The organism is Flavobacterium sp. LK-23, assembly GCF_058135255.1.
In genome coordinates this window covers 100846-122982 of sequence record NZ_JBYUVT010000016.1, presented here as the reverse complement: position 1 = coordinate 122982, position 22137 = coordinate 100846, and the positions used below count along the sequence as shown (strand labels likewise).

Below are 22137 nucleotides of genomic sequence, written 5' to 3'. Positions count from 1 at the left end.
TAAACCCAATTTTGATATAAATTTTTAACCTAAACAAAATTTTTTATGATTTCAAAAAACACAGACCTTGGATTATTGCTATTGCGTATTAGTACTGGTGGATTAATGCTTTTTCACGGTGTTTCTAAACTGATTCACGGAATTTCTTTCCTTGTAGAGAACATGGGCGTATTTGGATATGCGGTTTACATTGGTGAAGTTTTAGCTCCAATTGCTATTTTATTAGGATTTAGAACTAGAATTGCGGCAGTTCTTTTGGCTATTACTTGTGTGGTTGCAGTTGCAACAGCTCACGCTCAGGACATTTTCACCATTAGCGATCACGGAGGTTATGCTTTAGAATTATTAATGCTTTACCTTTTTGGAGCTATTGCCTTGTTTTTTACTGGAGCAGGTAAATTTGCCCTTTCTAAAAACAATCAATGGGACTAATTTATTAGGTCACTTATAAATAGTAAGAAAGCTCTAAATTTCGATTTAGAGCTTTTTTTATTTAAATCCCTTCCATTTTGAAAATTAGCCTATCATTTTGATAAGCTTTTGCAAATTGATTAAAGCCGATTTTTTATTATTTGTTTTATAACGAATGGTTTATTGTAGTTTGAGATGCTATGGCATGCCTTTTGTTTTTATGTTGTGGATTATTAAACAAGCCCTTAATTATACAACATTTAAGAAATATGAAAACAAGTAATAAAAGAAATAAAGAAATCACAAAAACGTACTTTTCAAATAAATCTAGACGAAATAAAGATCGATTCGTTAACTTAATGGTTTTTACAGTAGTTCTTTTTATCACCGTAATGTTGATTGCTAAAATAGTTTAGGTATCATGAAAACTATTGAGTATAGAAAAGATGCAACTGTTTTTTCTTCCCATGAAAAAGCTTCCGAATCTTATGATTTTATTTTAGAAGAAACAAAAGTCGAACATGTTTTTTATCTAAGTGAAATCTGCGAAGAAACATTATTATCTGCCAAAGCTCGCGGAACAGGAATTTCAAGTAGACCGCCCGAGCTTCTTGAAAAAAAGATGAGAGAAGGTGAAGCCGTTATCGCAATTACGCGAGATGGAAGATGGGCCGGTTTTGCTTTTATATCTTCGTGGGAAAACGGCAAATATGTTTCAAATTCGGGATTAATTGTTGCGCCAGAGTTTAGACACACTGGACTGGCAAAAAAGATTAAAAGAAAGATCTTTGAACTTAGCCGTAAAAAATATCCAGAAGCGCATATTTTCAGCCTAACTACTGGTCTTGCCGTTATGAAAATGAATCACGAGCTTGGCTCTGAACCCGTTACTTACGCTGAATTGCCAAATGATGATCTTTTTTGGGAAAACTGTAAAAGCTGTATCAACTGTCCTATTTTATTAAGCAAGGGCAGAAAAAACTGTTTGTGTACCTCTATGCTGTATGATCCGAAAAAAAAAGGGCTCTGCTGTTTCTGATTTTTGATAAGGAAGCTTAAAAATCTTTTTTATGCTATTTTTGCGCTCAAATTACCAAAATAGCAATGAAATCTTTATCAGCACTTTTCTTTTTTATTCTTTCTTTTTCTCTTAATGCACAATCTGTCAATGGCATTGTAAATGACGGAAGCGGAAAATCTTTATCAGAAGTATTAATTCGTGATTTAACCTCAAAAACACACGCGCATACTGATGCCAACGGAAAATTTACATTGGAAGGAGTTGAGGTAAATGATAGTTTGCTGATTACAAAAAAAGGATTTTCTCCTCAAAAAATTAAACTTCTTTCTTTGGATTTTTTAACGATTTCAATAAATGAAAAACCATTTTTGTTGGAAGAAGTTAAGATTAGCCATAATTTAAAATACCTGAATACTATTTCTAAAATTGATTTTGAAATCCAGCCAATTTCAAATTCTCAAGATCTGCTGCGAAAAGTTCCAGGACTTTTCATCGGTCAGCACGCAGGAGGAGGAAAAGCCGAACAGATTTTTTTAAGAGGTTTTGACTGTGATCACGGAACCGATATTAACATCACTGTTGACGGAATGCCCGTAAACATGGTTTCGCACGCACATGGGCAAGGGTATTCAGATCTGCATTTTGTAATTCCGGAAACAGTCGATAATATTGATTTTGATAAAGGAGCCTATTTTGTAGATAAAGGCGATTTTACAACTGCCGGATATGTTGGCTTTAATACCAAAAATGCTTTGCAGAATAGTTCTATTTCTTTTGAAGGCGGACAGTTTGATACCTTCCGTACTGTTGCGATGTTTAATTTATTGAATAAAGAAAACCAATCGGCTTATTTTGCGGGAGAATACATGATGACGGATGGTTATTTTGATGCGCCTCAGAACTTTAACCGAATTAATTTATTTGGAAAATATAATGCTAAAATGGAGAATGGAGATCGTCTGACTATTTCGGTTTCCCATTTTAAAAGCCAATGGGATGCCAGCGGACAGATTCCAGACCGTGCGGTAAACGACGGAACCATTTCGCATTTCGGAGCAATCGATTCAAATGAAGGTGGAAATACCGATAGAACCAATTTCAATCTGCAATACGATGCAAAAATTGACGAAAATACGCATATCAAAAGCAGTGCTTATTTGAGCAAATATGATTTTGAGCTGTATTCTAATTTTACTTTTTTCTTGAATGATCCTGTAAATGGCGATCAGATCAAACAAAAAGAAAATAGAACTATTGTAGGTTTTCAGTCGGAATACGATCAGAAACTAAATGAAAAATGGCGTTTTAAATTAGGCGCTGGACTTCGAAATGATAATAATAAAGATGTAGAATTATCGCATACTTTAAACAGAAAAACGGTTTTAGAATATTTGAGTTTAGGAACGGTAAATCAAACTAATTTATTTACGTATTCAAGTCTTGATTTTACAGCAGGAAAATGGCTGGTAAACGGAGGTTTGCGTTTAGATTATTTCAAATTTGGTTACGAAGATCAATTAGCTCCAACTTACACCAATCAGACGCAGACCAAAGCAATTGTGAGTCCGAAACTGAACTTTTTGTATACTCAGAATGAAAAATTAAACTATTTCTTGAAATTAGGAAAAGGATTTCATAGCAACGATACGCGTGTAGTAGTGGCGCAAAGTGGTGAAAAGATTCTTCCAGAAACGTACGGAGCAGATTTAGGAATCAATTGGAAACCATTTCCAAGAATGATTATCAATTCGGCAATTTGGTATTTGTATTTAGCGCAGGAATTTGTTTATGTTGGAGACGAAGCGGTTGTTGAACCAAGCGGAAAAACAGAGAGAAAAGGTTTCGATTTTGGTTTCAGATATCAATTGACCAATTGGTTGTTCTGGAATACCGATTACACTTATACGCACGCAAGAGCAATTGATGAGCCTAAAGGAAACGATTATCTTCCATTAGCTCCAAAAAATACTCTAATGAACGGAATTTCGGTAAAAGATCTAAAAGGATTTTCAGGAAGTTTAAGAACCCGTTTTTTAGGCGATAGACCAGCAAACGAAGATAATTCGGTTGAAGCAAAAGGGTATTGCATTACCGATTTTTCTGTGAATTATCAAATAAAGAAAGTCTCGATTGGCGTAAACATCGACAATATTTTCAATACAAAATGGAAAGAAACACAATTCTTAACTGAATCAAGATTGGCAAATGAAACCGATCCTGTAGAAGAAATTCATTTTACAGCAGGAACGCCGTTTAATGCAAGATTGATATTGAAATATATGTGGTAGAAATTAGTCAATATGTCAATTAGAAAATGTGCCAATTAGAAAATGCGAGTAATTATCTAATTGGCACATTTTCTAATTAATGGTTTATTTTGAATCGAATCGAATTGAATTGAATTGAATCGAATTGAATCGAATTGAATTGAACTCTTCATATTTAATAGAGGCTGTCATTCCGTAGGAATGTTTCGTCGGTAGAAAAAAAAATGGTATCCCAAATTACGTTCCGTAGGAACGTTTGATATGTTTAATGAAAAAAATATGAAACCAACCAAACGTTCCTACGGAACGTAAAACGATTTAAAAACATAATTTTTTCTACCGATGAGATGTTCCTACGGAACATAAAATGAATATTAGCTGTTTTGATTTTTGAGATAGCCTTTTTTTAAACCCAAATCTAAAATCTGAATTCTGAAATCTGAAATCTGAAATCAACAATCTATTATCGGGTAAAATAACATTTTCACCGAGCAGATAGTGTGTTCTACCGATCACAATTTTAATTGATATACTCCCGATATACTTTTGATTCAAATTAAAACCTTAAATCAAAATTATGTCATTATTTACACCCCTTCTTTGGATTTTGCTAATCGCTCCGATTATTGTTATTGCGTGTTTCAAATCGGAAAAATTGAATTTAAAATATTTAGGATTTTTCATTTTATATTTTCTTGCCGATGTGTTTTTACAGGCTTCAGGAAAAGAATTGATAAATCTTGATTTAAAGTTCAATTGGGCAGGAAAATTCCTGAGCTTAGTTTTAGCATTGATTATTATCTTTTCGGTTTCAAAAGAAGAAAGAATCAAAATCGGATTTACTTCTAAAACCAATTCGCCAACAAATTTGAAATTCGGATTATTAGTTTTCTTCGGATTCACTTTCTTCGACATTATTTTTAAACTCATTTTATTTCCAAAAGGAAATGCCTTCAATCTCGAAACGTTTCTTTTTCAAGCCACAATGCCTGGATTAACAGAAGAAATCCTTTTTAGAGGAATCTCTTTATGGCTTTTAGATAAAGCTTTTGCGCCAACATGGAATTATCGAGGCATTAAATTTGGCTGGGCGTTTGTCATTGTAACGGTTTTGTTTGGAGTTTCTCACGGAGCAATTTTAGATCAGGATTTACATTTGAAATTGGATATTGTTACAATGGTGTACTTAACCTTGATTTCTTCTTTGAGTGTCGGCATTCTAAGACAGTTTTCTGGAAATCTTATTTATTCAATTCTCGGTCATAACACGATTAATTTGATCAATGCGGTTATTAGAATTTTATAAAAAATGAATTAAATATGCAATTAATTTTTAAACACATAGAAACATAGATTTTTTTATTTCGAAAAAGAAAAGAGAAAGAAAACTAGTTTCTCACACATAGATATAAACTTTTGCAAACAGTTCTAGATACAAACGCAAAGAAAATCTATGTTTCTATGTGTTTAGTATATTTCCGCATTCAGTGGAAAAAAAAAATAAATTATATTTGAAACTGCTATACAAATCTTTTACATGCCAAATACCACATCGACTTCGGGATATTTTTTAGATAAAATGGCGAAGCTAAATTTTGACCATTTTTTTACGAGAAAAAATCGAATTTTACTGCACGTTTTTATGTGGTTAGGTTTTTCTATCTTGCTTTTTTTGAGCTATATAATCGGCTATAAATTAGTCTGTTTTGATGCTGTTTTACTAACAATAAGAATGGCATTGGTAAATATGATAGTGTTTTATATGCTGTTCTATTTACTGTTGCCAAAGATATTTTCAGGAAGCAAAAACCGAATTATAATATTGCTACTGTTGGTTTTTCCAGTTTCCATATTTGTCTGGATGGCGGCAACATATTTTATTTCACTGTTTTATTTTGCTTTAGGTCTTGAAATTACTTTTGGAGAACTGAAAGGCGTCATTAAAATGAGTGCAAATCAAACTTTTCTAGAAGCGGTTTCTCCAAAAAGAATGCTTTCTCAAACTATAATTATCATCTCCTTGCTTTCGCCTTTTTGTTTTGCTAAAATATTGGTCGAGATCACGAAATTGTACAACACGAAATTTCAAATTGAAAGAGAAAAGGCCACTTTGGAACTTCAGAACATTCAAATTGAAAAAGACTTTCTGAAAGCACAGTTAAATCCGCATTTTTTATTTAATACGTTGAATAATCTGTACGGATTGACGGTTAGGAAAGACAATCTGGCGCCAGAATTAATCTTGAATCTTTCGGATATTATGAGCTATACGCTCTACGAATCGAATACCGAAATAGTCCGTTTGGAAAAAGAATTGGATTTTATCAAAAATTATATCGCTTTAGAAAAAATGCGTTATGCCGATGATGCTGATATTCAAGTCAGCATTGAAGGAGAAAGAAATACACCAGGACTTTTTATAGCACCGCTTCTGACTTTTACTTTTATAGAAAATGCGTTCAAGTATGGTTTAAAAACCAAGAATGCTTTTGTAAAACTAGACATTAAGATAGAAAATAATGCATTTTTGTTTAGTTTAAAGAACGATTCTGAAAAAATGGTACACGAATCAGTCTTTGGTGGAATAGGGGCGCAAAACGCTTGTAAACGATTAGAATTGCTATATCCCGACTTGCATGAGTTAGAAATTGAAAGATTGGAAAGTTCGTTTAGAGTCGATTTAAAAATTGTATTAAGGAAATAATGGAAAAATTAAAATGCATTGTCGTTGACGATGAGCCGATTGCAAGAGATATTATCGAATCGTTTATTGCTGAAGTTCCGTTTTTGGAATTGAAGAATTCGTTTGCAGAAGCCTCTAATGCTTTTTTGTTTCTGGAGGATAACGAAATTGATATTGTTTTCAGCGATATTGAGATGCCTAAATTTAACGGTTTAGAATTGGCGCAGTCGCTTACCAAAGCTCCGATTATTATTTTCATCACGGCACATCGCAATTTTGCTTTGGAAGGATTTGAAACAGGAGCAGCCGATTATCTCTTAAAGCCCGTTCGTTTTGATCGTTTCCTGAAAGCGGTGAATCGTGCCAAAGAATATCTTTCGATAAAGAAAACAACTTCTGTTCATCAAATCAATTCCGATCGTATTTTTATCAAATCGGAAGGGAAGCTGAATAAAATCCTTTTGAGTGAAATTCTTTATGTCGAAGCCCAAGGAGATTATCTGAAATTCGTCATCAATGGCGCATCATACACAACTTTAGGAACTTTAAAATCTATGGAAGAAGTGTTGAGGCTTCCGATGTTCTTTCGTGTGCAACGCTCTTTTATTTTAAACCTGGAAGCGGTAAGAAGTCTCAACGGAAATGTGGTCGAATTGATTGATGGTAAAACTATTTCGGCTGCTCTGAATAAAAAGGACGAATTGTATCAGTTATTGGGGATTCGGTAATGAGATAATGACATAATTTGGCAATTAGAAAATTTGATAATTAGAAAATGGGTGTAATGTTTCTTTTTTTTTAATAAATAAGATAACTCAAAAATGAATTGTTTTTAAAATTTTGAATATTTTTTACTGTTTAATGTGTTGCTTTACATGTTAGTTGTTAATTGATTGTTTGTTATTTTTTTATAAAATTTTCAATTGTTTACTTAGATATGATTTTAATGGCTTTTGAATTGGAAAATAACACTTTGCTAATAGTGTGTAATAGGCTTTAAATTCCATTAAAAAACTTTAAAACAGGAGTGAAACGAGTTGTGATTTCTTTGTGTGAATTTTTGACTGAAAACGTATAAGATTTAAGTCAGAAATTATGAATTGAAGAAGGTGTTGAGAACGAATTTTTTAATCTCTTTTTTTTGAAATTAAGAAATAGATTTTTGTGGTAAAATAACTGCTTTTTATTAGATTTTCTATTATAGAGGTTTTCTATAGTGATGTGTTAAAGTATTGGTTTTTAGTTTTTAAATAGTTTTAGTTAAATGAAAAGTTTAACAACTTAAATTGGGGTGTGTTTTTTTGCTTTTGAGTTTGCTTTGTGTTTTTTACTGCTATTTTTTTAGGAGAAAAAGAGCTAAAAAAAGCTTTAAAAAGACCAATTTATTTTGCTGTCAAATTGGGGTGTTTTTTTGTCTTAGCAGGTCATTTTTAAAAATAGATTCAGCTGACCAGCGTGTCGTTTGAAAATTCAATTTTTACGCTATAAATGAATTTTTAAGAAACGAAATAAAGGTTATTTTTTTAACGTTTTAGCCTGCTTTTAACATAGAATTAATTTTAATATTGTCTATTTCAGTTCAGATTCGTACATTGTTAAAAATTACAGACATGACTAAAAAAATAGAAGATTTAATTCCGCATCGTGCTCCATTTCTCTTTGTAGATGAAATTATTTCTTATACAACAGACACAATCGTTGGTTTAAAGACATTTACAGATAAAGATGCCTGGCTTCAGGGCAGTTTTCCCGATTTTAATTTTGTTCCGGGAACTATTTTGATAGAAGCTATGGCGCAATGTGGCGGTGCAGGTATAAAGCTTTTAGGAATTGCAGATGGCGTTTTTGGATTGGTTAGTATGGATAATGTTGAATTTTTTGCGGGCGTTGAGTTCAATAAACTCGTTAAATTTGTTGTAAAAAACATTCGTACAAGCGAAAAAATCATAAAACAATCTGGAGAAGCCTTTGATGAGGATAGATTGATTATGAAAGGGGAATGGATGTGTGTGAAGTTGCAGTAGAGAATAGAGAATAGAGAATAGAGAATAGAGAATAGAGAATAGAGAATAGAGAATAGAGAATAGAGAATAGAGAATAGAATTGATGTATAGAAAGAGATTTTAAAAGAAAAACAGCTTTTTTTTAGCTTCGGAGAAGCGCAATATTTATAGAAAAGAATAAAATTTTAGAGCAAAAGCTCCGGAGGAGCGACATATTCCTTAGCTGGATATGTCGCTCCTCTGGAGCTTTTTCTATTTGTAATTCTATAAATATTTAACCTCGCTGGGGTTTTGCAAATATTTTTATCACATTTTTGTGATGATGAATTCGCTTCGGCGGTTGATTTGGTGTTGGGCATCTGTGCAGGGAACTCCGTTAGAGCAGTTGTTGATTAATTGGGTTTCTCCGTACCCTATTGCGCTTTCTATTCTTTCGGGGGCAACTCCTTGAGAAATTAGATAATCTCTTGTCGCTTTTGCTCTTCGGTCAGACAATTCGAGATTGTATTGATCATTGGCACGGGAGTCGGTATGCGATTCGATTTTGATCACAACCGTTTTATACTGATGCATTAAGAGAACTACTTTATTAAGTTCTATTGCAGCATCATAACGAATATCAGATTTATCTAAATCAAAGAAAATAATTCCGATTTTTATTGTTAGAACGCCATTTTTACGAACAATTAAAGCAGGATCTAAGCCTACAAGAGCTTCTGTTTTTCCAGAACTGTTTGCCGTTACGATTGCTTTAGTATTGGCGTTATAATTCTCTTTTCTAACTTCAATCGTGTAAGGAGTATTGCAATTTACGTTGTTATTGAAATCGTATTTTCCGTCAAGCTGAGAAACAGTTTCTGCTACTTTTATTCCGTTATTATTTTTAAGAGTTACCATTGCGCCAGCAATTCTGTTGTTTGAAATGGCATCAAAAACATAACCGCTTATGGCTTGATTACACGATCTTTCAAAAGAGTAAATATCATCATCGCCTTTTCCTGTTTTTCTATTCGAACAGACAAAACCTTTATTGGTCGCTTCGTTAACGATATAACCAAAATCGTCTCTATTGCTGTTTAAAGGCGCTCCGAGGTTGGCTGGTGTGTCAAAAGCGCCATCGTTTATTCTGCTTTCGAATACGTCTAGACCTCCTAAACCTAAAAATCCGTCAGAAGAAAAATACAATGCTTGATCGGTGATGTACGGAAACATTTCACGTCCCGTCGTGTTTATTTTTTCGCCCAAATTTTTTGGTTGAGAGAATTGATTATTGCCTAAAATATCAACCATAAAAATATCTGTAGAACCAATTGTTCCAGGCATATCCGATACAAAATAAAGCTTTTTGCCGTCTTTACTTACTGAAGGCTGTCCAACTGAATAACCATCGCTGTTAAAGGGTAATTCCTGAATATTGGTCCATTTAGTACTGCCATTTTCGTTTTCTACAGCGCTTGCAGAGTAGATTTTTAGGTTATTAATGCCTTTGCTGTCACGTTTCAGTTTTCCGTTATAATTGTTTCGGGTAAAATAAATCGTTTTTTCATCAGGAGAAAAGGCGATACAGGCTTCGTGATACTTTGTTGTAATGTCCTTTCCGAAACGTTCTTTGAAAGTGACGCTAGATTGCGTTTCGCTAATTTTCCCCAGTTGCATATTCAGATAAGGCTGATCATTCCATCCGTATTTATCTGTTTTCCAATAGGAAGAATCGGCAGTAGTAGAATAAACTAAGTCGCCTTTGTAATACATGGGGCCAAAATCTGAATTAGCAGTATTTATGTCTAAATTTTCTAATAGAAAAGAAGGTTTTATATTTTCAATATCTTCTAAAGTGACATTTTTAAGAGAAAAATTCTTCGCTCTAGGATCTGTCGATTTTTGCTTTTCGGAGAAAATTTTCATCCATTTTTTAGCCAGATCATAATTCTGAATCCCTTGCAATGACTGAGCATAACGAAATAAATATTCTGCTGAAACTTCATTCGGATAGTCAGCAATTAGCTTTCCATACCATTTTGATGCGCTTGACATTCTAGTATTAAAATAATAAGCATCTCCAAGTCGCTGAAGCGTTTCTTTGGAAGCATCACCATTATTTATGGAAAGCTCATACGATTTTGCGGCTTCCACATAATACATCTTATCAAAAAGAGCATCGGCAGTTTTGTTTTTGGTTTGTGAATAAATCAGCTGTATAACCAATAATGCGAGTATAGTAATTGTTCTTTTCATAGACTATCCGTATTAAAAGAATCTTGGTGATTTTAGTCCTTTTTTGCGTGAAACCAGTTCAAAACGAAGCATAATTTCGTGTGTACCGCTGTTGTAATTCTGCAAAGCAGTTGTGGTGTAATCGTACGCATATCCAGCCATTATCATTGGCGTGATCTGGATTCCGACAAGACCGCTTACAGAGTCCGATGTACGATAGGCAACACCAAGTGTTAGAGCGTTATTAAACATAAAATTGGCTGATATATCGGCAATAATTGGAGCTCCAGCGACATATTTTGCTAAAAGAGCAGGTTTGAATTTAGTATGTGCCGAAAGGTCAAAAACATAACCTCCAATAAGATAGACGTGTATTCTCTGATTGACCAAATCTTCGCTAATATCATCATACGTATAACGTTCTCGGGTCATAAAATTCGGAATTGAAAGCCCCACATAATCTCTTTCTCCGTGCCAATACAATCCCGCGCCAATAACTGGAAGGAATTTGTTGGTGATGTTTTCGCGAAATTGCACATCTGGATCTTTATAACTTCCCTTAGACCAGTCGATATTGATGACGCGACCACCACCTTTTACTCCAAAAGAAAGTTTGTGTGTTTCTCCAGATTTAATGGTGTAAGAGAAATTGGCATCTAGATATTGTTCTTCTGTTGGTCCGATTTCCTCGTTTACGATCGAAATTCCAAGACCAACATTTTTTCCGACTGGCGTATCCAAAGAAAAACTTTGCGTGTCTGGAGCTCCTTCAATACCAACCCATTGTGTTCTGTAAATTCCTGTTATGGCTAAATGTCCTAGCGAACCGGCATAAGCCGAGTTTACGGTGAGTGTATTGTACATATACTGCGTGTATTGCGGGTCTTGCTGTGCAAAGGCTCCATATGCCGAGAATAGAGTTATTATCGCGAAAACCTTTTTTATATTTTTAATCATAGCCAATTTTATTTTGGTTAATCCTATTCTTAAACTTTTCATTTTCTGGGTGGTTTTATTTTAGGTAAAGCCATCCAGAGGTTTTTTTAGATCCGTCTCCTAAATCCAAAATATAGAAATAGGTGCCTTCAGGAAGCGTTTTGGCAGAACCTTCCTCTTTTCCGTCCCAAGTATTTTTATAGCCTTTTTGGTAGTAAACCAAATTACCCCAGCGGTTAAAGATTTCCAGCTGATTATCTGGATATCTTTCGATACAATCGATATAGAAGAAATCGTTCTGGCCATCGTCATTTGGCGAAAATTCGTTATAGATTTTCAGACAGTTTGGCGAAACAGTCGCAGTATCCTGATTGTTGGCCGAATTGGTGTCTATCTGATCTAGTTTAACCAAATGAGCATTGTTTAAATAATCATTAAAATCGACCACTTTAACTGTTAAATTTAGCGTTTGTAAAGCTCCTGTATTGATTGATGGAATGCTCCAAATACCGGTTTTAGGATCATAAGTTCCTGAAGTTACCGCTGAGTTTACTAATGAATATCCTTTAGGCAACGCATCTTGAACTTCTACATTTGTGGCAGTTAAATTGCCTAAGTTTTCAGCAGTGATAGTAAAGATTACCTGAGTATCCATAGGAACATCTGTTTTATCGACTTCTTTATTGATAGCTATATCAGTAGAAGGGATATTGATAGATTCGGAATCTTCATCATCTTCGCTTTGATCTCCGTTGTCGTTATTTGGAGTCGAGTCTGGATCAAATTGATTGCTGGCGGTTACCTGAGCTATATTAACATATTCAGCGCTTTCCAGTCCAAACGGATTGACCACTGTTGCCTCATAGGTTAGTGTGATGCCTCCTACAGGAACGGTCAAATCAACCCATTTGATAATGTTTTTGCTGAAAATACCGCCATTATTGATGTTCGAAATATTTTTGAATCCAAGCGGTATCAAGTCTTCAACAGCAACTCCGGTAGCGGTGCTTGGCCCATCATTGTTAAGCTGAATGGTAAATGTCAACACTTCGTTTACATTTGCGTTTTTATTGCTGGCTGTTTTCTCCAAACTTAAATCGGCAACGGCGACTTTGATTTGTAAACTGTCATAATCATCTTCTGTGGTTACCCCGTTGTTTGGAGTAGAATCGGGATCGGGCAGGTTACTGGCAATGACTTCGGTGGTATTTGTATATTCGCCTGCTATACCCGATGGCTTATTTACTGTGGTATAAATATCTAATGATTGATCAGTTCCCATTGGAATATTTCCGACATTCCAAATACCTGTGACATAATTGTACAAACCACTTGTAGGACTACTTGTTTGATAGGTAAATCCAGGAGGCAGCAAATCTTTTACTCTTACACCAGATGCATCTGCAGGACCATCATTGGTAACGGTAACGGTAAAAATAACCGTTGAACCTACTTCATGAATTGCGTCCTGATTAAGAGCCGTTTTCTTAATAGATAAATCTGCCATTACAATTACAGGTGTAACAGAAATACTGTCGTAATCATCTTCTGTCGCAATTCCGTTGCCTGGTGTACTGTCCGGATCATGCTGATCTGCAGTCATAATTTCTGCTATATTTAAATATTCATCTGCAGTACCTGTCGGAGCTTTTACAAAAACATTTAAAATTAAAGTATGACTATTGCCAGCAAGTATAATTCCAGGAGTCCATTCTCCTGTTGCCGGATTATAAGCTCCCGAAGTCGAATTATAGAAAATATAATCATATCCAGAAGGCAGTACATCTTTGACAATAACTCCAGTGGCATTGCTTGGACCTGAGTTGGTTAATGTTATGGAGAATGAAATCTGCGATCCTACAGCAGGATTAAGTATGTTATTGATTACTTTTTTCTCAATGGATAAATCGGCTACAGCAGGAACAGGAGTCAGTAATACAGAACTAATGTCGTCCTCGCCGCTGACATTGTTATTTGGTGTCGAATCTGGATCCAGTTCATTAGAAGCGTATACTTCTGCAATATTTTGGTAAACACCTGTAGTATTTACTTTAGCTCCAATTAATAATGATTCTGAACCGCCGTTTGGTATAGTTCCAATTTCCCATATTCCGGTGGTATTAAAATATTGCCCAGCTGTTGAGCTGTATACCACATATTCGTAACCGCTCGGTAGCATATCGATTACTTTTACTCCAGTTGCATTTTGAGGTCCACTGTTTTTTACAGTTATTTCAAAAGTAACAGTCGCACCAAATATTGGACTAATATTACCGCCGACTACGGCTTTTGTAAGTGATAAATCGGCCATAGGAACAACAGGAGTTGTTGCAATTTCAGCATAATCATTTTCTGTTGGGATTCCGTTATTTGGAGTCGAATTAGGGTCTGGTAGATTACTAGCAGTAACTTCGGCAATATTTACATAATTTCCTGTCGGATTTACAACAGCGGTTATGCGTAATACTTGCGAATCTCCGTTTAAGAATGAACCAATTGCCCATTTTCCAGTTGTTGGATTGTAAGTTCCTTTTGTGGTGTTGTAGTTAGTAAAAGTATATCCAGAAGGGAGTACATCTGTCACTTCCACTCCTGTAGTATTTTGAGGACCATTATTGGTTGCAATTACTTCAAAAATGACCTGCGTACCTATAAGTGGCGTCGCATTATTTACTGTTTTAGTTAAAGATAAATCGGCCGCTAATGGGTTTGGAGTAGTTGTTACTGATGCATAATCATCTTCTGTTGTAACTCCGTTGTTTGGAGTTGAGTCAGGATCTTCATAATCAGCTGCCGTTACTTCTGCGATATTAGTATAATTTCCAGAGGCGTTTACAGTTGCTATAATTTGAAGAGTTTCAGATTTTCCGTTTATGATATTGCCAACGTTCCATAAACCTGTCGCTGGCGTATAGGTTCCTGTAGAAATAGTATATCCAGTAAGTGTATATCCAGAAGGAAGCAAATCTGTAACTTGAACACCTTTATTGTCGTCTTTTCCGCTGTTGGTAATTACAACCTCAAAAGTAACTTGAGAACCGACTAATGGCGTAGCATTATTTACAGTTTTAGTTAATGACAAGTCAGAAACTGGTGGTGGAGGCGGTGTATCTGCCCTTGTTCCGACTAGAGCAAATGCATAATCATCCTCCAAAAGTGCTCCGTTATTTGGAGTGGAATCAGGATCTGCAAGATCGGCCGCGGTTACTTCTGCTGTATTTGCAAAATTTCCAATCGAATTTGCAATTGCTTTAATCTGCAATGTTTCCGATTGATTTTTTGGTAAGTTTCCAATATTCCATATCCCTGTTGCAGGATTATAGGTTCCTGTTGAAACAGTATAGGCTGTAAAAGTAAATGCTGCAGGCAGTAAATCGGTTACCTGAACACCTGTATTATCTTGCGGACCGTTATTGGTAACAATTAATTCAAATGTGATTTCTGTATCCAGAATTGGGGACGAATCACTAACTGTTTTGGTTAAAGATAGATCGGAATATTGAACTGTTGGAGTAGTGGCCGCTTCTGCATAATCATCTTCTGTTGTAACTCCATTATTTGGTGTAGAATCAGGATCGGGTTGACTGCTTGCTGTAATTTCGGCAGTATTGGTGTAATTTCCTGTAGCATTAACAACAGCTGTTATTTGTAAAGTATAAGAATCTGAGACAGGCATATTTCCGACAGTCCAAACACCTGTTGCAGGATCGTAAGCTCCTGTAGTGGCACTATAGGATACGTAGGTGTATCCAGAAGGAAGTAAATCGGTAACAGCCACGGAATTTGCTTCTTGCGGACCAGAATTGGTTACCTGAATACTGAAAGTTACCTGTGAACCCACAAGTGGAGTGGCATTGTTTACTGCTTTTGTCAATGACAAATCTGCTGATGTCGGAACTGGAGTTGTTGTGGCTTCTGCGTAATCGTCTTCTGTAGTAACTCCGTTGTTTGGAGTGGAGTCAGGATCAGGAAGATTAGCAGCTGAGACCTCGGCTTTATTTGTATAATCGCCACTTGGATTTACCCGCGCCACAATCTGAAGTGTTTCTGCATCACCAGCAACTAAATTGCCTACTGTCCATACTCCTGTAGCGGTATCGTAAGTTCCTGTAGAAATGGTAAATCCAGTAAAAGTATATCCAGACGGAAGTACATCTCTTACCTGTACACCAAAATTATCCTGTGGCCCATTATTGGTTATTACTACTTCAAAGGTAACAAGCGAACCTACCAATGGTGTCGCATTATTAACGGTTTTAACCAAAGACAAATCTGAAGATTGTAAAATAGGAGTCGTAGTCGCGGTTCCATAATCGTTTTCTGTTGGCACTCCATTATTTGGCGTTGAGTTAGGGTCTGGAGTGTCACTATTGGTAACTTCGGCAATATTTGTATAATCACCTGTTGGATTAACTATTGCATTAATCTGTAAGGTTTCAGACTCACTGCTCTCTAATATATCTAGTGTCCATAAACCTGTTGTACTATCATAAGTTCCACTTGTTGCATTAAAACTGCTGAATGTATAACCAGAAGGTAATAAGTCGGTTACCTGAACTAGAGCCGCATCTTGTGGTCCGTGGTTTGTGGTGATAATGCTAAATGTTACAATAGACCCAACCAAAGGAGTTGTATTGCTTACCGATTTTGTTAATGATAAATCGGCAGCTGGAGGTATAGGAGTGAGTACAACATTATCTTCATCATCTTCACTCTGATCTCCATCGTCATTGTTAGGGGTGCTATCTGGATCAGGAAGGTTACTGGCAGTAACTTGTGTTATATTTTTGTAATCTCCTGTTGGCAATACTTTTGCATCCAGAATAAGAGCTTCTGTAACGCCAACATCGACAGTTCCAACATTCCATATTCCAGTAGTGCTGTTGTATGTTCCAGCAGACGAACTGTAATTTACGTATTGAAAACCGGTAGGCAATAAATCGGTTACCTGTACTCCAGTTGCATTATTTGGACCATCATTGGTTATCTTAAGTTCAAAAGAAACTTGGCTTCCAACTACAGGACTTGTATTGCCTGTAACTACATTTTTGGTTAAAGATAAGTCGGCAGAAGGACCAAGGAAAATAATTTCTGCATCATCCTGATCATCTTCAGAAGCAACATTATTGTTTGGTGTACTGTCAGGATCTGGTAAATCACTAGCTGTTATCTCTGCAATATTGAGATAATTTCCTAAAGGATTAACAAATGCATTAAAGGTGAGATCGACATTAGAGTTTGCCGCTATCGTTAAATTTGTCCATTCGAGTGTCGCCGTCGCAATCTGATAGGTTCCGCCATTAGATACTGACCCTGGTATAAGTGTATATCCGACAGGAATAACATCTTTTACAGCAACTCCAGTTGCGTTTCCGGGACCATTGTTAACGACATTGATGGTAAAAGCTACCTGTTCTCCAGCTGCAGCAGAAGTTGGAGTTACAGATTTAGTAAGCTCTAAATCGGCTTGTTTTAAGGTAATATTGGCACTTGCCATATCATCTTCTGGCAATCCATTTCCGGGAGTACTGTCTGGATCAAACTGATGAGCTGTTTGTATTTCAGCAGTATTAATGTAATCACTTGGTGATGAAACGACGTTTACTTTGGCTGTAATTTGCAAGGTAAGAGAGTTTCCATTGTTTAGATTGCCAACGTTCCAAATTCCTGTTGCATTATTATATTTTCCGCCTCCATTATCGCTTACATAAGTGTATCCAGGAGGCAGATGGTCTGATACTGTAATTCCACTTGCATTATTAGGACCGCTGTTGGTAACTCTAATGGTAAATACAACATTGTCGTTGATACTTACCGTTGCAGGTGAAACTGTTTTCTGTAATGATAAATCGGCTACATCTAGAGTTACTGTTGCACTATCCTGATCATCTTCTGCAGGATTCTGGTTATTAGGTGTACTATCAGGGTCGAATTGATCTGATTTTATAACTTCTGCCGTATTTACATAAGATCCACCGCCTAGAATTGTGGCTTTAAAAGATAAACTTAAAATACTGCCACTCGGAATTGTTATGCCGCTCCAAGTAATGGTATTATCACCAACATTATATATTCCGCCCGAAGTAACCGTTCCAGCAACAAGTGCAAAACCGAACGGAATGAAATCACGTATGGAAACATTAGTTGCAGTAGCGGAGCCACCTAGTGCGTTATTATTGAAAACGTTAATATTGAAAGTAACCACATCACCAATACTTCCTGTTGTTGGTGTTACTGTTTTAGTTAATTCAAGATCGGCAATCGATAAAATGGTTAGGTTCATAGTGTCTGATGAAACAGCACAATTACCATTGCTTACTGTCCATTGTAAAGTATATATTCCAGGTACAGTTCCGGTTACTGCTGTAGTAGGAGAGCTTACATCCATAAAGCCTATAACGCTTGGTCCAGAAACCTGGCTCCATTGACCAGTGCCGACTGTAGGAACGGTTGCATTTAAATTTACAGCTGTAAATTGGGGAACTATTTGATTTGGACCAGCTTCTGCTGTTGATGGATTTGCATATATGGTAACTAAAACAGTATCTTCAGAAGTACAGCCATTTACATTTACAGTTGTGGTCGTCCAGCGGAATTCGTAAGTACCAGGAACAAGACCGAGCATTAAGGAATTAGGAAGGTTTGGAGCTGCAATATTAGCAAAATTTGGTCCAGAAACTTGTGTCCATTCCCCAACACCAGAAATTACAGGCGTGGCAGCCATGGTAGCAGTGGTAGCAGCACACAATTCCTGATCAGGTCCTGCGTTAGCAATAGATGGAGGGATATCATTGAATGTTATGGAAACTTGATCTGAGGTTGGCTGACATAAAGATGGATTGGTAAAAGGACCATTAGTAACCGTCCAAGTTAGGACATAAGTACCCAAAACATTGATATTAGATAATGTTGTAACAGGGCTATTAGGATTGTCAATAACTGCATTTCCTCCGGGCGGTTGAGAAGCAAATGTCCATGTTCCAATACCAACAGTTGGAGGTACGGCTGCTGTTTTATAAGTTGTCTGACAAGCTACTGTGTCGTCAGGACCAGCATTTGCTCCACTTGGAGGGGCATTCATTACGATTCTTACAATGTCAGACAAAGTTCGACAAGACGGACTTTCAAAAACCCATTCTAAAATATACAAACCTGGTACTGTTAGACCTGTAACTGTTGTGAGTGGTGCAGTAGGGGTTGTAATATTGGCCACGCTTCCTGAAGGTTGGAATACAAAACGCCATTCAAAAGTAGTAACATCAGGTGGCGGAACATTTCCTTGCAAAGTCGCAGTTCCGCTGACATCAGATATACATAACGTTTGGTCTGCACCGGCATCAGGAGGAATACTTGCTCCACTGAAAATTTCGACATTTACAGAATCAGATGATCCTGGACAAGTTGATCCATCAGGGAAAGTTGCATTAGAAGTGGTATAGGCAAAAACATAACTATTTCCAGGAACCACTGTAGCATTTGCAATATAACTATTAGGGGGAGATTGTGATATATGAACATCTGCTATATTACCAGATGTACTAGTAAGTGTCCATGTTCCAGTTGAATTTTCATTTCCTTTAAGCTGAATACTCGTGACATCACAATAAGTTTGATCAGCACCTGCATTTGCAGCTGGAGTAACTACTACAACCATATCGTCAAAAGTACCTTGACACAAGAAAATACTTTTTGCGGTTATAGTCCATCTAAAAGTGTATGTCCCCGCTACAAGTCCGTTGATGACAGTATTTGGATTTGTCGGATCGACTATAGTGGGCTGATTTGGTGCGCCAGTTAGTACAGACCACTGTCCAGTTTCAAAAAAACTGTCATACGTACTTCCTGCCATCGTAACGCTTGTACTGGCACAGACATTTTGATCTGGTCCTGCAACAGCTTGATGAGGCGGAATACCGATTGTTAAATTGATGTCATCAAATGCCTGACCACAGACTGAGGCATCTACCGTCCATCTAAAAATATAATAACCGCTGTAGGTAAAAGTAAAAACAGCATTTGGGTCATGTATATCGCTTATGGTATAGTTTCCAACACCAGAAATTCTTGTCCATGTTCCAACTGCACCACTGCTTGTTGTAGCGGCCATTGTAATTGTCGATCCGCATATTTCTTGATCTGGACCCGCATTTGCAGCTGGAGGTATATCTGCAATTGTTACTGAAACACTGCTCTGGTTTGATGCACAAAGTCTTGTTATAGTTTCTATAGACCAAGTAAAAACATAGGTTCCGTTTCCAGGAACAGTAACTAGTGTATTAGGATCGCTAGCATCGGCAAAAACAACTCCTGTCGATGGTGTCACTGACCAAATTCCTATTTCTAGAAAAGCAGGGGTATTACCGCTAAGGTTAAAAGAAGTGGTTCCCGAAGGATAACAAGCATCTGGACCAGCATCAGAAGTAGAGGCGGCTGTAGAATTATTTGTCCCAATTGTTACGGTATCAGAAACAGATGAACTACAAGATGGGCCAGGATGAAGGTAAGATACTGTCCATTGTAATTCGTATACTGATACGATTGATGTAAAACCTGTCGCGACAGCGTTTGGATCATTAACATTAGAAAATGTAATTGTATTTGGCCCAGAAACTTGGCTCCATGTGCCGATTTCTCCAGCTTGTACTGGCACAGCTGCAAGACGCACTTGAGCATTGGCACAAACAACTTGGTTAGGACCAGCATCTGGAGTAGCCAATGAAGTATCAGATACATGAATAGTTACTGTTGAAACAGAAAAACCACAAGTTGCACCACCTCCTTTTGTTATATATTGAAAAACATAAGTTCCCGGTATAAGCCCTGTAACCTGAGTGTCAATGGCAAAATTATCAGCAATTACGGCTTGATTGGGCCCGCTAAGCTGGCTCCAAAAATGCATACCTTCTCCTGTTACGACTCCAGAAAGCATTGTGCTTGTATCACCGCAAGGTAAACTTACGTCAGATCCTGCATTAGAAGGTGTTGGGTCACCAGAAACAAGAATATTTAAAGTGTCAAAACCGTAATCACAGCCAGAAGTGAGTGAACCATTTTGACTTCTGATAAATTCAACCGTATACTCTCCAGATGTTGTAAGTGTTAAGGTTAGAGAGTCTCCAACATCTTGCAATGCAGTAGGAAAGGGAGCGAGAGGCGAGGTGTCTGGCCCAGATACAATTCTGTACTGATTTACTCCAGATCCTGTAACTGTAAGCGGAATAGTAAATACCGTTGCATTACAGCTTCCTACCATGTCATTACCATTATTGGCGACAATGCTTCTGGTTGCTCCGTTATATTGAACATGGTAATCTTTAGTAAAAACGCAACCCGTATTGCTGTTGGTAAGCGTATATCTAAACGTGTACGGATCACCCGCATCAGATATATTTGTAACTAATGTTGTTGGGTTTGTTGGAGAAACTATTATAGCGCCACTGTCTCCAGATATTTGTGTCCATTGAACAGTTTCACCTGCATACAAAGGTGTTTGCGCTACTAAGGTTACTTGATTAATAGTATTGTCGCAAAAGAAAATATTTTCGTCTCCACCAGGAAGAGTAGTAACATCTTGTGTCGCAGCAGGAACATTAATTGCAACTAAATCATTACCCGAAGCACAAGGACCAGTTACAGTCCATCGAAAAGTATAAGTTCCTTGAACAAGATTTGAAATTCCAGTATTATTGGCGCTAGGATTGCTTATTGTTGGCGTATTTGGTCCGCTCACAAATGTCCATTGTCCATTTTGCCCATTAAGACCGCAGCCGCCATAAGTTGCATTAAGATTAGTGCTTTGTGTTGTGGTGTAACAATTACTAAGTGTTTGATCAGGTCCTGCAGAAACGGGTTTAACACCTCCGTAATTGGTTACTGTTATTTGAGAAGTAGTTCTGCAACGCTGTCCAGGGGCATATTCAGGTCCTTCAATAACCCACTGAAGAGTTGTAACGCCACAACTTGTCGCAGGCAAAGTTATAGTTGAGGTAGGCAGATTCGGAAAATTAATTACTACACCTGCATTATTAGAGCCAACAATTTCCCAATGTCCTGTTTCTCCAGTATTTTGAGGAGCATTTGCTGTAATAGATAAATTTCCTGTACTATTAGGACAGCTAGTGATATTAGCTCCAGCGCTTGCAGTCGTAATAGGCTGCACATTTACAACTTTATCCTGATAGGCTGTAATTCCGTCACCGCAAGTTGCGCTATATCTAAAAATATAAGTATTTCCTCCTGTATAACCAGAAATAGTGGTGCTTGGACTTGTTGGGGAATTAATAGTTACAGCTGGCCCGGAGATCTGAGTCCATTTGACTGTGCCGATAATAGGGCTAGGATTATTCCCAGTTAAAACCAATGCATCCGTCACACAAATGGTAACATTTAAAACTCCAGCGTTTACAGTACAGTTTTGCGCATTTGTTTTAAAAGTGACCAGAAACAGTATAAATGCAGCGAAAACTAGTTTTTTTGATAAAATGCAGATTTTCCAAGAAAAATAAAATTGTGCCATAAGCAATCAGGAATGAAAAGGCAGCACAGCAAATTTACAACTACCTCGAAATTAATAAATTGATTTTGAGCATTTGATTGTAGTTA

At 36.7% G+C, this 22137-nt stretch carries 10 protein-coding genes; 7 read left to right on the top strand and 3 right to left on the bottom strand.

The window, feature by feature from the left end:
- The first annotated feature begins 45 nt into the window (after positions 1–45).
- From AC3Y25_RS19515 to AC3Y25_RS19485, 7 genes are all read left to right on the top strand, one after another.
- Positions 46–432 (top strand): DoxX family protein, encoded by a 387-nt coding sequence (locus tag AC3Y25_RS19515; RefSeq protein ID WP_489903892.1) that lies wholly within the window; start codon positions 46–48, stop codon positions 430–432.
- A 400-nt stretch (positions 433–832) separates the two neighbouring features.
- Positions 833–1450 carry a GNAT family N-acetyltransferase gene (locus AC3Y25_RS19510; RefSeq protein ID WP_489903891.1) on the top strand — a complete coding sequence of 206 codons (618 nt, stop codon included), beginning with the start codon at positions 833–835 and terminating at the stop codon, positions 1448–1450.
- A 65-nt stretch (positions 1451–1515) separates the two neighbouring features.
- Positions 1516–3720, top strand: coding sequence for a TonB-dependent receptor (locus tag AC3Y25_RS19505; protein WP_489903890.1), 2205 nt, complete (start codon positions 1516–1518; stop codon positions 3718–3720).
- Between the two features lie 556 nt (positions 3721–4276).
- Positions 4277–5005 carry a CPBP family intramembrane glutamic endopeptidase gene (locus AC3Y25_RS19500; protein WP_489903889.1) on the top strand — a complete coding sequence of 243 codons (729 nt, stop codon included), beginning with the start codon at positions 4277–4279 and terminating at the stop codon, positions 5003–5005.
- Between the two features lie 366 nt (positions 5006–5371).
- A complete protein-coding gene (locus tag AC3Y25_RS19495; protein ID WP_489903888.1) occupies positions 5372–6403 on the top strand; it encodes a sensor histidine kinase in 1032 nt (343 codons plus the stop codon).
- Positions 6403–7110 (top strand): LytR/AlgR family response regulator transcription factor, encoded by a 708-nt coding sequence (locus tag AC3Y25_RS19490; RefSeq protein ID WP_489903887.1) that lies wholly within the window; start codon positions 6403–6405, stop codon positions 7108–7110. The genes AC3Y25_RS19495 and AC3Y25_RS19490 overlap by 1 nt, the downstream gene beginning before the upstream one ends.
- 882 nt (positions 7111–7992) lie before the next feature.
- A complete protein-coding gene (locus AC3Y25_RS19485) occupies positions 7993–8406 on the top strand; it encodes a 3-hydroxyacyl-ACP dehydratase FabZ family protein (RefSeq protein ID WP_095927837.1) in 414 nt (137 codons plus the stop codon).
- Positions 8407–8691: 285 nt separating this feature from the next.
- Here AC3Y25_RS19485 and AC3Y25_RS19480 read toward each other — a convergent pair whose 3' ends face one another.
- Genes AC3Y25_RS19480 through AC3Y25_RS19470 form a run of 3 tightly spaced genes read right to left on the bottom strand, consistent with a single transcriptional unit; the run spans position 8692 to position 22051 of the window.
- A complete protein-coding gene (locus tag AC3Y25_RS19480; RefSeq protein ID WP_489903886.1) occupies positions 8692–10620 on the bottom strand; it encodes an OmpA family protein in 1929 nt (642 codons plus the stop codon).
- Between the two features lie 12 nt (positions 10621–10632).
- A complete protein-coding gene (locus AC3Y25_RS19475) occupies positions 10633–11598 on the bottom strand; it encodes a PorP/SprF family type IX secretion system membrane protein (protein WP_427873380.1) in 966 nt (321 codons plus the stop codon).
- A gap of 13 nt (positions 11599–11611) precedes the next feature.
- Positions 11612–22051 (bottom strand): PKD domain-containing protein, encoded by a 10440-nt coding sequence (locus tag AC3Y25_RS19470; RefSeq protein WP_489903885.1) that lies wholly within the window; start codon positions 22049–22051, stop codon positions 11612–11614.
- Positions 22052–22137: the final 86 nt, after the last annotated feature.

Coding starts and splice junctions, on each gene's coding strand:
- AC3Y25_RS19485 (WP_095927837.1), top strand. CDS start 7,993: ATGACTAAAAAAATAGAAGATTTAATTCCGCATCGTGCTCCATTTCTC.
- AC3Y25_RS19470 (WP_489903885.1), bottom strand. CDS start 22,051: ATGGCACAATTTTATTTTTCTTGGAAAATCTGCATTTTATCAAAAAAA.
- AC3Y25_RS19475 (WP_427873380.1), bottom strand. CDS start 11,598: ATGAAAAGTTTAAGAATAGGATTAACCAAAATAAAATTGGCTATGATT.
- AC3Y25_RS19480 (WP_489903886.1), bottom strand. CDS start 10,620: ATGAAAAGAACAATTACTATACTCGCATTATTGGTTATACAGCTGATT.
- AC3Y25_RS19490 (WP_489903887.1), top strand. CDS start 6,403: ATGGAAAAATTAAAATGCATTGTCGTTGACGATGAGCCGATTGCAAGA.
- AC3Y25_RS19515 (WP_489903892.1), top strand. CDS start 46: ATGATTTCAAAAAACACAGACCTTGGATTATTGCTATTGCGTATTAGT.
- AC3Y25_RS19510 (WP_489903891.1), top strand. CDS start 833: ATGAAAACTATTGAGTATAGAAAAGATGCAACTGTTTTTTCTTCCCAT.
- AC3Y25_RS19505 (WP_489903890.1), top strand. CDS start 1,516: ATGAAATCTTTATCAGCACTTTTCTTTTTTATTCTTTCTTTTTCTCTT.
- AC3Y25_RS19500 (WP_489903889.1), top strand. CDS start 4,277: ATGTCATTATTTACACCCCTTCTTTGGATTTTGCTAATCGCTCCGATT.